12 protein-coding genes are annotated in these 12815 nt (G+C 73.4%); 5 read left to right on the top strand and 7 right to left on the bottom strand.

Annotation, left to right across the window (positions count from 1 at the left end; translation table 11 throughout):
• Positions 1-18: 18 nt before the first annotated feature.
• The 3 genes from AB0D94_RS18785 to AB0D94_RS18775 all read right to left on the bottom strand — a co-directional run bounded on the left by AB0D94_RS18785 (position 19) and on the right by AB0D94_RS18775 (position 3259).
• Positions 19-1092, bottom strand: a complete 1074-nt coding sequence (locus AB0D94_RS18785; protein ID WP_362052685.1) for a helix-turn-helix domain-containing protein — start codon at positions 1090-1092, stop codon at positions 19-21.
• A gap of 266 nt (positions 1093-1358) precedes the next feature.
• Positions 1359-1988 (bottom strand): response regulator transcription factor, encoded by a 630-nt coding sequence (locus tag AB0D94_RS18780; protein WP_362052682.1) that lies wholly within the window; start codon positions 1986-1988, stop codon positions 1359-1361.
• The gene (locus tag AB0D94_RS18775) at positions 1988-3259 is read right to left on the bottom strand and encodes a sensor histidine kinase (protein ID WP_362052679.1); all 1272 of its coding nucleotides are present in this window, start codon (positions 3257-3259) and stop codon (positions 1988-1990) included. Before AB0D94_RS18775 ends, AB0D94_RS18780 begins: the two co-directional genes overlap by 1 nt.
• Before the next feature lie 134 nt (positions 3260-3393).
• On the opposite strand from AB0D94_RS18775, the gene AB0D94_RS18770 reads away from it, so the two are divergent.
• Complete coding sequence (locus AB0D94_RS18770) at positions 3394-4488, top strand: ABC transporter permease (RefSeq protein ID WP_362052676.1); 1095 nt, start codon at positions 3394-3396, stop codon at positions 4486-4488.
• Positions 4485-5171, top strand: coding sequence for an ABC transporter ATP-binding protein (locus AB0D94_RS18765; protein WP_362052673.1), 687 nt, complete (start codon positions 4485-4487; stop codon positions 5169-5171). The genes AB0D94_RS18770 and AB0D94_RS18765 overlap by 4 nt, the downstream gene beginning before the upstream one ends.
• A gap of 52 nt (positions 5172-5223) precedes the next feature.
• On the opposite strand, the gene AB0D94_RS18760 is transcribed toward AB0D94_RS18765, so the two are convergent.
• On the bottom strand, positions 5224-5997 hold the full coding sequence (locus AB0D94_RS18760; RefSeq protein ID WP_362052670.1) for an SDR family oxidoreductase: 774 nt from the start codon (positions 5995-5997) through the stop codon (positions 5224-5226).
• Between the two features lie 86 nt (positions 5998-6083).
• Between AB0D94_RS18760 and AB0D94_RS18755 the strand changes: the two genes are divergently transcribed.
• Positions 6084-6731: a TetR/AcrR family transcriptional regulator gene (locus AB0D94_RS18755; protein ID WP_362052667.1), complete on the top strand. Its 648-nt coding sequence runs from the start codon at positions 6084-6086 to the stop codon at positions 6729-6731.
• Here AB0D94_RS18755 and AB0D94_RS18750 read toward each other — a convergent pair.
• Positions 6728-8029 carry a hypothetical protein gene (locus AB0D94_RS18750; protein ID WP_362052664.1) on the bottom strand — a complete coding sequence of 434 codons (1302 nt, stop codon included), beginning with the start codon at positions 8027-8029 and terminating at the stop codon, positions 6728-6730. The two genes, AB0D94_RS18755 and AB0D94_RS18750, sit on opposite strands and share 4 nt — an antisense overlap.
• Positions 8030-8125: 96 nt before the next feature.
• Positions 8126-8929, bottom strand: a complete 804-nt coding sequence (locus tag AB0D94_RS18745; protein ID WP_362052661.1) for an IclR family transcriptional regulator — start codon at positions 8927-8929, stop codon at positions 8126-8128.
• Between the two features lie 326 nt (positions 8930-9255).
• Here AB0D94_RS18745 and allB point away from each other — a divergent pair, with 326 nt between their 5' ends.
• Both allB and alc read left to right on the top strand, forming a co-directional pair.
• A complete protein-coding gene (allB, locus tag AB0D94_RS18740) occupies positions 9256-10599 on the top strand; it encodes an allantoinase AllB (RefSeq protein WP_362052659.1) in 1344 nt (447 codons plus the stop codon).
• Positions 10600-10601: 2 nt separating this feature from the next.
• Entirely contained in the window at positions 10602-11735 is a 1134-nt protein-coding gene (alc, locus tag AB0D94_RS18735; protein WP_362052657.1) for an allantoicase, read from the top strand.
• 231 nt (positions 11736-11966) lie between these two features.
• On the opposite strand, the gene AB0D94_RS18730 is transcribed toward alc, so the two are convergent.
• Entirely contained in the window at positions 11967-12701 is a 735-nt protein-coding gene (locus AB0D94_RS18730) for an SDR family oxidoreductase (RefSeq protein WP_362052655.1), read from the bottom strand.
• Between the last annotated feature and the right edge of the window lie 114 nt (positions 12702-12815).

Below are 12815 nucleotides of genomic sequence, written 5' to 3'. Positions count from 1 at the left end.
GGCCGGGCGGGGTGTCCGTCACCCTCGCCCGGGCCCCGGGAGGCCCGTCGCCGCGTCCTGCAGGTGGCTGGTGCGGCGGAGGGAGGCCGGTGTGGTGCCGTACCAGCGCTGGACCGCGCGGCGCAGGGCGCGGGCGTCGGCGTACCCGCTGCGAGCGGCTATCGCATCGATGCTGAGGTCGGTGTGGTGGAGCAGCCGTGTGATCTGGGCCCGGCGTACGGTCTCGACCTCGTTGCTCCATGTGGTGCCGTGCTCGTCGAGGCGGCGCTGGAGGGTGCGCGTGCTGACGGCCATGCGCCGCGCGACCGTGGGCAGCGTCGGTGTGGTCTCGTCGTGGACGGAGGCCAGGGCGGTGCGGAAGAGGTCCAGCCAGCTGTGCAGGGGGATCGCGTTGGCGAGCGTCTGCTCGGCGTGTCTTCGAAGCACGGTCGACAGGCCGGGCTGGGCGCGCGGGTTCGGGACCTGCAGGTCGGAGGCGAGGAAGGTGATCGAACTGCCCGGGGCTTCGAACTCGACGGCGCGGGTGCCGTACAGCTCGGTCAGGGCGTCGTGCCGGCGGGGTGCCTTGGCAGCCAGGGTGACCCGGACGGGAACGAGGCGGCGTTGTGCGGCTTCGCCGAGACGGCGCCGGCAGAGGCCGAGGACGTAGGCGCGGATGGCACAGGCCGCCTCGTAGGTCAGATCGGCATGGTTGACGTGGCTGATCGTGACGTGCTCGCCGTCCTCGGTGACCCGGAGGGTGTCCGTGCCGGTGTCGGCGACGGTGGCCAAGCACGCGGCGGCGTCCCGGATGCCTTCGAGCGGGGTGGGCGCGGAGGTGATCAGGTAGTCCCAGACGCCGAGGGTGCCGACGCTCGACTGCTGTGCCAGCAGCACGGAGAGCTCGGTCCAGGGAGTGTGGACCGTCGTCAGTTCCGCGATGCGGATGCTCGTGGCCGTGGGGGTCCGGCACAGGTCGTCGTTGAGGTGCTCGGGCGCCAGGCCCAGCAGGTGCGCGTACCCGTGCGGGGGTATGCCGAGAAGACGTGCGGCATTGACGCTCAGACGGGTGAGGGCGGAGGAGGTCGTCCCCTGATGTGCATGTGAGACCACAGGGGGTGAGCTTAGACCAGCACGAAATTTCTAGATCACCGGAGGAAGCCGGCGCCAGAGGTCCCCGACACGGCGTGGAAAGTCCCCCCGTGGCGCGCTCGGTCCGCTGGCTGGCGCGTGCTGCCCTCGCCCGGAGGATCCGTACGGTCGTAGCGTGATGACCGTTCTCGAGAGAGAGATGGCGGCGGCCTTGCCGTACGGGGGTCGGCCGGGCCGCGCCATCGCATTCCTGCCGGGTGTCGCCGTACGGAAGTACGCGTTCGCCGCTACGGGGTACGGATCAGCCGGCGGGTCGAGGCGGCCGCGACCGCGGAGGTGCGGGAGTCGACGCCGAGCTTGGCGTAGATGTGCACCAGGTGGGACTTGACCGTGGCCTGACTGAGGAAGAGCTTCTTGGAGATCTGCTGGTTCGACAGCCCGTCGGCGACCAGCTGGAGCACCTCCAGCTCCCGCTTCGTCAGCGCCTCCGCGGGGGTCCGCATCCGGTCCATCAGGCGCAGCGCCACCGCCGGGGCCAGCGCCGACTGGCCCGCCGCGGCCGTGCGTACCGCGGCCGCCAGCTCCTCCGGCGGGGCGTCCTTCAGCAGGTAGCCGGAGGCGCCCGCCTCCACCGCCGCCAGGATGTCCGCGTCCGTGTCGTACGTGGTCAGGACCAGCACCCGGGGCGCGCCCGGGCGCGCCGTGATCAGCGCCGTCGCCGCGGAGCCGTGCATGCCCGGGCCGAACTGGAGGTCCATCAGGACCACGTCCACCGGCTCGGCGGCCGCGAGCTCCACCGCCCGCTCGGCGGTCGCGGCCTCCGCGACCACCGCGAAGTCCGGTTCGGTGTCCAGCACCGCGCGCAGCCCGGCCCGCACCACCGGGTGGTCGTCGGCCAGCAGCAGCCGGATCGTCATCAGAAGGCCCTCACTTCCGGACCGGACTTCGGGTCCGGCTCCGCGCCCGCATCGGCGTACGCGTCCACCGGCAGCGGCAGGGTGACGGCCACGGCGGTGCCCTGGCCGGGGTCGGACTCCACGGTGAACAGCCCGCCCAGGGTCTCGGCGCGCGAACGCATCGCGGGCAGCCCGAAGCCGCTCTCGCCCGAGGGGGCGGAGGCGGCCGAGGCGGGGTCGAAGCCCCGCCCGTCGTCCACGATGTCCAGCGTGACCGAGGAGTCCATGAACGTCAGGGTGATCTCGGCGCGCCCGGCCCGCGCGTGCCGCACCACATTGGCCAGCGCCGACTGGGCGATCCGCAGCAGGGCCACCTCGTACGGGGTGGGCAGCACCCGCGGGGTGCCGCTCAGCGAGAACCGGACCCGCGGCCCCGGCGCCCCCGTGCACAGCCGCTCCAGGGCGGCGGCCAGGGACCCGTGCTCCAGGTCCGGCGGGGTGAGGGCCCGTACGAAACGGCGCGCCTCGGCCAGGTTGTCCTGGGCGGCCTCCCGGGCCCGGGCGATGTGCTCCACCGCCGGAGCCCCGGCCGGCAGCGCCCGCTCGGCCGCCCGCAGCAGCAGCTGGATGGACGACAGCCCCTGGGCCAGGGTGTCGTGGATCTCCCGCGCGAGCCGCTCCCGCTCGGCCAGGATGCCCGCGCTCCGCTCGGCGGCGGCCAGCTCCGCCCGGGTGGCGATGAGCTCGTCGATCAGCTCGCGGCGGCGCTCGCTCTCCCGGTACAGCGCCTGGTAGCCCAGTACGGTCGCCACCGCCACGGCCCCGCCCAGCAGCGGCCCCAGGAACGCCCCCGGGCTCGGCGAGCTGCTGTGCGCGAGGCTGTTGTGTCCGACGAAGCCGCCGATCGCCGCGCAGGCGGTCACCGCGACGGCCGCGACGCCCCAGCGCAGCCGCAGCAGGTGCAGCTCCAGGAAGTACAGCGGGAAGGCGATCCACAGCCCGTCGGGGGAGAGCGCGAGCAGCCCCGCCCAGACCGCGCCGAGAGCCGCCAGCCACACCGCCCCGGCGCGCGGCGAGCTGTGCACGACGGGGGCCCGTACGCCGGCCACGTACACGGCGGCCAGGACCGCGCACACCGCGACCACCCACCCCGACCGGGGCGCGGAATCGGCGACGGCCCGCCCGGCGGCCAGCGCGAGCAGCCCGAAGAGCAGCGCGTGCAGGCACAGGCGCAGCACCTTCGACACGGGGGTGAGGGCGCGCGCGGCGCGGGGAGCGGGAGGAGTAGCCATGGCCCGACCAGCGTAAGTGGGCGCCCGCCGGCCCCGGTCAACCAAAAGTTTGATGTCGGGATGCGCCCTTCGATACGAGGATCTCCACTGTGGCGCGATGTCTTGTGCCCACGCGGAGGACCAAGGTGGGGATCATGTTCGTCGCATGGAGAGATCTACGGTTCGCAAAGGGCCGGTTCGCCCTCATGGGCTCCGTCGTCCTGCTGATCACCCTGCTGGTCGGCCTGCTGTCCGGGCTCACGTCCGGACTGGCCCGGGAGAACATCTCGGCCGTCACCGGCCTGCCCGCCTCGCACCTGGCCTTCGCCGCGCCCGGCGGTGACCAGGAGGTGTCCTTCACCAACTCGCAGGTGCCCGAGAGCGCCTGGCGGGCCTGGCGGCAGCAGCCCGGCGTGAGGGCGGCGGAGCCGATCGGCATCCGCACCACCAACGCCGTCTCGGGCGAGCGGACCGCCGCCGTGTCCGTCTTCGGCGTGGAACCCGGCGAGGGCGCCGGCAAGCCGGGTCCGCGCGGCAGCGGCCTCGGCCAGGGCCGGGTGGTCCTCACCGAGAAGGCCGCCAAGGAGCTCGGCGGCCTCACCGCGGGCGCCAAGGTCAAGATCGGCACGCTCGAACTGGCCGTGGCCGCCGTGTCCGGCACCGCCGCCTACAGCCACACCCCGGTCGTCTGGGCGCACCTCCTCGACTGGCAGCGCATCGGCAACCCCGGAACCTCCCTCGAAACCCTCGCCACCGTCGTCGCCCTCTCCGGCGACGGCATCGACCTGGCCGCCGGCGACGAGGCCGCCGGCACCGAGGCGCGGACCGTGGACGAGGCCCTGGGCGCCATAGGCTCCTACCAGGCCGAGAACGGTTCGCTCCAGCTGATGCGGGGCTTCCTCTTCGTCATCTCGGCCCTGGTCATAGGCGCCTTCTTCACCGTGTGGACCATCCAGCGCAGCGGGGACATCGCCGTCCTGAAGGCACTGGGTGCCTCCACCCCGTACCTCCTCAGGGACGCCCTCGGCCAGGCCGTGGTCATGCTCGCCATCGGAACCGGACTGGGCACGGCGCTCGCGGCCGCCTTCGGAGCCGTCATCAGCGGCGGGGACGTGCCGTTCGTGCTCGACGCCGCCACCGTGCTGCTCCCCGCCGCGGTCATGATCGTGCTCGGCGCCCTGGGCGCGGCCCTGTCCATCCGGCGGATCACCGCCGTCGACCCGCTGACCGCGCTAGGGAGCGCCCGATGACCCTCCTCGTGCACGACGTCACGCTCACCTACCCGGACGGCGACGGCCGCCTCACCGCCCTCGACGAGGTCTGCCTGGACGTCCCCGCGGGCACCCTCACGGCAGTGATCGGCCCCTCCGGGTCCGGCAAGTCCAGCCTGCTCGCCGTCGCCGCCACCCTGGTCACGCCCGACTCCGGCCGGGTCGTGGTCGCCGGCCGGGACACGGCCCGGCTCAGCGCGGCGGAGAAGTCGGCCCTGCGCCGAGAGAAGATCGGCATCGTCTTCCAGCAGCCGAACCTGCTGGCCTCGCTCACCGCCGCGGAGCAGCTCCAGGTCATGGCGCACCTCTCCGGCCGCCCGTCCCGGCAGCTGCGCCGCCGCGCGCTGGAGCTGCTCGACGCGGTGGGCCTGGCCGACAAGGCGGACCGGCGCCCCCACCAGCTCTCCGGGGGCCAGCGCCAGCGGATCAACATCGCCCGCGCCCTGATGAACGAGCCCGCCGTGCTGCTGGTCGACGAGCCGACGAGCGCGCTCGACCACGAGCGCGGCGCGGCCGTGCTGGACCTGCTGGTCACCCTCACCCGCGAGCGCTCCACCGCCACGGTGTTGGTCACCCACGACCACGCCCACCTGGAACGGATGGACCGCACGGCGACGATGAGCGACGGCCGCCTGACCCCGGCCCCGGTCCCGGCCCCGTAGGAGCGGCAGCGGCAGGAGGCGCGGGGGCGGCAGGCGACGGCGGCCGGGGGAGTCAGAGCCCGGAGCCGCCGGTCGCGTCGACGACCTTGCCGGTGACCCACCGGGCGTCGTCCGAGGCCAGGAAGGCCACGACGTCGGCCACGTCCTCGGGCCTGCCGACCCGGCCCAGGGCCGCCAGGGAGGCCGCGTGGGCCTCGGCCTCCGGGTTGCCGCGCAGCCAGGCCGCGTTGACGTCCGTGTCGATGATCCCGGGGGCGACGGAGTTCGCCGTGATGCCCCGGGCACCCAGCTGCCGGGCGAGGTTGCGGGTGAAGTTGTCCAGGGCGCTCTTGGTGGCGCCGTAGGCGATGGCCTCGGGCATGGCGAGGTGGGCGGCGCCGCTGGAGACGTTGATGATCCGGCCCCCGTCGCGCAGCCGCTCCAGGCCCTCCTGCACGATGAAGAACGGCGCGCGCACGTTGACGGCGAAGACCTCGTCGAAGCCTTCCTCGGTCAGGGAGGCCAGGTCCGCGCTCCGCCCGATCCCGGCGTTGTTGACGATGATGTCGACGGCCCGCTCCGGAGCGTGGTCGTGGACCTGGGCGTCGAAGGCGGCCCAGAGGGCGGCGGCGTCCCCGTGACGGCCCAGCTCCGCCTGGAGCGCGAAGGCCCGGCCGCCGTCCTTCCTGATGCGCGCCACCACCTCGTGCGCCGCCGTCTCGTCGCGGGCCCAGGTCAGCGCGACCAGTGCGCCGTCCTGGGCGAGCCGCTCGGCCACGGCCCGTCCGATGCCCCGGCTGCCGCCGGTGACCAGTGCCGTCTTTCCGTCAAGTCGCTGTACAGCCATGTCCGTCGGCCGCCTTTCATTTGTTGAGTGATCGACCAAGAAAGAAGGTAACAGCTTTTTTGAGCGAGCACTCTAAAATGGGGACCATGACTGAGACGCCCAAGCGAGGCCGGCCGCGCACCTTCGACCGCGCGGCGGCACTGACCGCGGCCACCCGCCTGTTCTGGGAGCGGGGTTACGAAGGGGTGTCCATCGGGGACCTGACCGGGGAGATGGGGATCCGCCCCGGCAGCCTCTACGCGGCCTTCGGGGACAAGAAGTCACTGTTCGAGGAAGCGGTGGAGGCCTACGGCCGGTCGCCCGTCGGCGCCTTCATGGGCGTGGCCCTGCGTGAGGAGCCCACCGCGTACGGGGCCTTCGCGCGCATCCTCAGGGAGGCCGCCGCGATCTATCCGGACCCCGCACACCCGGCCGGCTGCCTGGTCATCAGCGCCGCCACCAACGTCACCCCGCAGGACGCCGGGGTGCGGGAGTTCCTCCGGACGCTGCGCAACGGGAACCTGGACGTGTTCGAGACCCGGCTGCGGCAGGCGCAGCGGGCGGGCGAGCTGCCCGCCGGGGCCGACCCCCGGACCCTCGCCGAGTACTTCGCCGCGGTCGTGCAGGGCCTCTCGCAGCGCGCCTGCGACGGAGCCGGAGCCGACCAGCTGAGGGCGGTGGCCGAACTGGCGCTGGCCGCCTGGCCCGGGGCGACGGACGCCCCGGGCGGACATGATCGGGGGGACGCCCCTTAGGGCAGTTCCGCGGTCACCGGCAGGCGCGGGGCCGCGTCGGGCCGGGCCTGCTGGAGGAGGTCGAGCCGCTGGCGGGCCAGGTGCAGGTGGCGGGGGTCGAGCGAGGGCAGGGCGCGCAGCAGGCGGATGAGTTCCGGACCGGCCTCGACGGCGGCGGCCGGGTCCTTGAGCTGGGTCCAGCAGTACAGGGCGCCCGCGGCCGCGCCCTTGACCTCGGGGGCGTCCGGGGGCTGGTGGGCCAGCCGGGACCGGCCGACGCCGGTCCACAGCCGGGTCGCGAGCCGGAAGTCGCCCGCCATCCGTGCCAGGTCGGCGCGGATCTCGGCCCACTGGGTGGCCTCCGCCGAGGTGTACCCGTGGGTCTGGAGGACGTGCGCTTCCCACGCCTGGGCGAGCGTGGCCGCCTCCAGGTGGCGCCCGGCGGTGGCCAGGGCGTGGATGTGCGGCCGCGGGTCCTGGCCGGGGGCGTGGTCGGGGAGCGGCGGTACGGGCGTCCGGGGCTGCTGTGACGACTGGGTCTCCTGCGTCTCCTGCGGCTCCCGCGGGGGCGGCGGGACCGGGGCGGCCGGCCCGAGGCCGTGCGCCCCCGCGGGCTCCCGTACGGCCTCCCGGCCCCCCGGTACGCCGAGCTCGCGGGCCGTCGGCAAAACCAGGGCCCCCGGTGGGAGCGCGGCGGTGCCCACCGCGAGGGCGTGCAGCTGGAGGTTGCCCGGGCGGCCGGGGCTGCTGCGGAGCTGGTTGATCCACTCCCGCGTGTAGCTGCTCACCCCCTCGCCGCCGCCCGCGAAGCCGGGCGGGGAGACCACCCCGTACACCTCGGCGGAGGGCGAGGCGGGCAGGCTGCCGTACTCCTGGAGCACCGGCCAGGCCGCCTTGTCCGCCGCGAGGTCGAGCAGCACGGTGGTCAGCCCGGCGGGACGGCCGCGCAGCTCGGAGCCCAGCCACTCCCAGGGCAGCCCCGTGTAGCGGACGCTGCCCGCCGTCGTCCCGGCCAGGCACAGGTGCAGCCGCCGGCTGCGGCGGTCGACCGAGAGCCTGCCCGACAGGTAGACCAGCAGCGGGCCCGGGGTGGCCGCGGCCGTGCGCAGCCGCATCAGCACGGTGTTCGGGTCGCGGGCGCCGTCGAGGTACGTGGTGTCGCAGGGGACCGTGCTGTTCAGCAGCATCGGGACGGGCACCACTCCCAGCGCGGCCAGGTTGGCGCTCGGTGCGACCTGGACGGTGCGGCGCCGTACGGCCGCGTCCCCCGCTATCAGGAGGACGTGCCCCCGCTGCTGCTCCACCGCGATGTTCTGCATGGACAGACCGTACTCACTTCGCCCGGCGCGGACGAAGGCCCCGCCTCCCCTCGTCGTGCGGGGCGGCGGGGCCTTCGTGCGTACGGCTGCCGGTCGTCAGGCCGGGTTCTGGTTGGACAGGGCCACCGACAGCTCGGCCGCGACGCCCTGGAGGATGGGCACGAAGGACTCCGCCACCTGCTCGGTGACCCGGCCCGCCGGGCCGGAGATGGAGATCGCCGCGGCGGTCGGCGAGTTCGGCACCGACACCGCCAGGCAGCGGACTCCTATCTCCTGCTCGTTGTCGTCGACCGCGTAGCCCGTCTTGCGGACCTGCTCCAGCGCCTCCAGGAAGCCCTCGGGCGTGGTGATGGTCTTCTCGGTCGCCGCGGGCATCCCGGTGCGGGCCAGCAGGGCCCGTACCTCCTCGGCGGGGGTGTGGGCGAGGAGCGCCTTGCCCACACCGGTGGAGTGCGGGAGCACCCGGCGGCCGACCTCGGTGAACATGCGCATGGAGTGCTTGGACGGCACCTGTGCGACGTAGACGATCTCGTCCCCGTCGAGCAGGGCCATGTTCGCCGTCTCGCCGGTCTCCTCGACCAGGCGGGCGAGGTAGGGCCGGGCCCAGGTGCCCAGAAGGCGCGACGCGGACTCGCCGAGGCGGATCAGCCGGGGTCCGAGGGAGTACCGTCGGTTGGGCTGCTGGCGGACGTAGCCGCATGCCACGAGGGTGCGCATGAGGCGATGGATGGTCGGCAGCGGCAGACCGCTGGCGGCGGAGAGCTCGCTGAGGCCGACTTCGCCCCCGGCGTCGGCCATGCGTTCGAGCAGATCGAAGGCGCGCTCAAGGGACTGAACGCCACCGCTGGCGGCGGTGGGCTTGGCGGAAGCGTCGGTGGTGCTGGCGCTGGACGTCGGCACGGCGCGGTCCTTTCGGTGCTGGCAGGCAAGGAAGCAGCCTACCGGTCGGTCGGCGTCGGCCCTAGAGCCGGGGCGATGCCGTCCCCGCCGGTCAGAGGCGGTTTGTCCGGTGGCGGACCTCCTCGGGAAGTTACCCGCCCGGCTCCCGGTGGTGGTAGCTACATTCTGTATAGCGAAATTCTAATTCCATCCTGTGGAAACATCCAATCGCGGTCCAGGTGTGTCAGTGGTCCGTCCGGGCGCTCTTGACTGGTCCGGGATCGGCGTGAAGACTCCGTCAACAGAACGTTGAATTTCGCTCTGTGGAAGTAGATGGGGAGGTTCCGGTGTCCGACGTGGCTGTGGAACTGGTACTGCGCTCGACGCGCGTCATCACCCCCGAGGGGACGCGCGCCGCTTCGGTGGCCGTCGCCGGCGGGAAGATCACGGCCGTGCAGGCGTACGAGGCCGAAGTGCCGTCCGGGGCCCGGCTGGAGGACTTCGGCGACGACGTCCTGCTCCCCGGCCTGGTCGACACCCACGTCCACGTGAACGACCCCGGCCGCACCGAGTGGGAAGGCTTCTGGACGGCCACCCGCGCCGCGGCGGCCGGCGGCATCACCACGATCCTCGACATGCCGCTGAACTCCCTGCCCCCGACCACCACGACCGGGAACCTGCGCGTCAAGCAGGAGGTCGCCCGTGCCAAGGCGCACGTGGACGTCGGCTTCTGGGGCGGCGCCCTGCCGGACAACGTCAAGGACCTGCGCCCCCTGCACGACGCCGGCGTCTACGGCTTCAAGTGCTTCCTGTCGCCGTCCGGCGTGGAGGAGTTCCCCGAGCTGGACCAGGAGCAGCTGGCCACCTCCCTCGCCGAGATCACCGGCTTCGGCGGCCTGCTGATCGTGCACGCCGAGGACCCGCACCACCTGGACTCGGCCCCGCAGAACCCGGGCCCCAAGTACGCGGACTTCCTGGCCTCCCGTCCCAGGGACGCCGAGAACACCGCCATCCAGAACCTGATCGACCAGGCGAAGCGGCTGAACGCGCGCGTCCACGTCCTGCACCTGTCCTCCAGCGACGCGCTGCCGCTGATCGCCGCCGCCAAGGCCGAGGGCGTCCAGATCACCGTCGAGTCCTGCCCGCACTTCCTCACCCTCACGGCCGAGGAAGTCCCGGACGGCGCCACCGAGTTCAAGTGCTGCCCGCCCATCCGCGAGGCCGCCAACCAGGACCTGCTCTGGGACGCGCTCGCCGATGGCACGATCGACTGCATCGTCTCCGACCACTCTCCCTCCACCGCGGACCTGAAGACCGGCGACTTCGCCACCGCGTGGGGCGGCATCTCCTCCCTCCAGCTGGGCCTCCCCGCGATCTGGACCGAGGCGCGCAGGCGCGGACGCTCCCTCGAGGACGTCGTGCGCTGGATGTCGGCCGCCCCGGCCGCCCTCGCCGGCCTGACGCAGAAGGGCGCGATCGAGGCCGGCCGCGACGCCGACTTCGCCGTCCTCGCACCCGAAGAGACCTTCACCGTGGACCCCGCGGAACTGCACCACCGCAACCGGATCACGGCGTACGCGGGCAAGACCCTGCACGGCGTCGTGAAGTCCACCTGGCTGCGCGGTACGCAGATCGCCGACCACGGCACCCCGACCGAGCCCACGGGCCTCCTCCTCGAAAGGCAGAACTGACAGTGGCACAGCGTTCAACTGGATTGGCTTCCTTCACCGGTAACGCGAACCCGTACGGAGGCGGCGACCCGTACGCGGACTACCGCACCGCGGACTTCCCGTTCACCCAGTACGCGAACCTCGCCGCCCGTGAACTGGGCGCCGGTGTCACCTTCGCCAACGACGAGTTCTTCGCCCAGCGCGAGAACCTGCTCATCGCCGAGGCCGCGCACTTCGACCCCGAGCACTTCGGCCACAAGGGCAAGATCATGGACGGCTGGGAGACCCGCCGCCGCCGCGGCGTCTCCGCCACCCAGCCCTGGCCGACGCCCGAGGACCACGACTACGCCCTGGTCCGCCTCGGCGCGCCCGGCGTGATCCGCGGCATCGTCGTGGACACCGCCCACTTCCGCGGCAACATGCCGCAGGCCGTCTCCATCGAGGGCACCAACTGGGAAGGCGCCCTGGCGCCGACCCCGGAGGAGCTCCTCGGCGACGACGTCAAGTGGACCACCCTGGTCCCGCGCACCGCGGTCGGCGGCCACGCGGCCAACGGCTTCGAGGTCAGCGCCGAGCAGCGCTTCACGCACCTGCGCGTCAACCAGCACCCCGACGGCGGCATCGCCCGCCTGCGCGTCTACGGCGAGGTCGTCCCGGACCCGAAGTGGCTCGCCACGCTCGGCACCTTCGACGTCGTCGCCCTGGAGAACGGCGGCTCGGTCCAGGACGCCTCGAACCGCTTCTACTCCCCGCCGACCAACACCATCAACCCGGGCCGCTCCCGCAAGATGGACGACGGCTGGGAGACCGCCCGCCGCCGTGACAACGGCAACGACTGGATCCGCTACCAGCTGGTCGCCGAGTCCGAGATCCGCGCCGTCGAGATCGACACCGCGTACCTCAAGGGCAACTCGGCGGGCTGGGCCTCGCTGTCCGTCAAGACGGGCGAGGACGGCGAGTGGACGGAGTTCCTGCCGCGCACCCGCCTGCAGCCCGACACCAACCACCGCTTCGTGCTCGACGCCCCGGCGGTCGGCACGCACGTACGGATCGACATCTTCCCGGACGGCGGCTTCTCCCGCCTGCGCCTCTACGGCTCGCTGACGGAGACGGGCACGGCCGCGCACACCGCCCGCCACCAGGAACTGGGTGGCTGACCCGGCCTCACGGCCACGGGTCCGCACCGCCGTGGGCCCCGTTCCGGGGCGAGCCGCGGCAGACGAACCCGCCCCCGGGGGCCGACACCCCCGGGGCGCACGGCCCGAAGGGGCGCACCACTGCCCGGTGCGCCCCTTCGGCGCGTCCGCGCCCGGCGATCCGGGCCGGCCGCCCGCGCCCGGACTCCACGCGGGGCCGAGGTGGTTCCCCGCCTGCCCGCCCGGCGAGGGCTACGCGGCGTGGCCGCCGTCCACCGCGAACTCGGCACCCGTGACGTACGCGGCGTCGGACCCCGCGAGGAAGGACACCATGGCCGCGACCTCCCGGGCGGCGCCGAACCGCCCGAGGGCGGTCAGCGCCGCCTGCGGCCCGGCGTAGGGGCCGTCGGCGGGGTTCATGTCGGTGTCCACCGGGCCGGGATGCACGAGGTTCGCGGTGATCCCGCGCCCGCCGAGCTCCCGCGCCAGTGCCTTGGTCAGGCCGGTCAGTGCCGCCTTGCTCATCGCGTACAGCGTCCCGCCCGGGCCCGGAACCCGCTGCACCATGCAGCTGCCGATGGTGATGATCCGTCCACCGGCGCCCATCCGAGCGGCCGCCGCCCGGGCCGTCAGGAAGGCGCCCCGGACGTTGACCGCCAGCACCCGGTCCACATCGTCCCGTCCCAGCCCGTCCAGCGGCCCGATCACCCCCACCCCGGCGTTGTTCACCAGTACGTCGATCCGCCCCATGCCCCGTACGGTCGCCTCCACGGCGGCCGCGGCCTGCTCCGCGTCCCCCGCGTCGGCCCGTACCGCCAGCCCGCGCCGCCCGAGCGCCTCGACCTTCCCGACGACCGCCGCGGCCGCCTCGGCGTCGTTGACGTAGGAGATGACCACGTCCGCCCCGTCCTCGGCGAGCCGTATCGCACTCGCCGCCCCGATCCCCCTGCTCCCACCGGTCACAAGGGCCACCGTGTTGCCGTCCATGCCGCGTTCCTCCCGTTTCCCATCGCCAATTCGTTGCGATTTCAATGAAACGCCCCTGGTCCGCCGGCCGCTGGCAGGAATCCGACCTGGCGTCCTGACGGGGGAGGCCTGTTG

The sequence above is a fragment of the Streptomyces sp. NPDC048255 genome (genome assembly GCF_040652415.1).
Lineage (GTDB): Bacteria > Actinomycetota > Actinomycetes > Streptomycetales > Streptomycetaceae > Streptomyces.
This window is presented reverse-complemented; position numbering and strand designations above follow the sequence as displayed.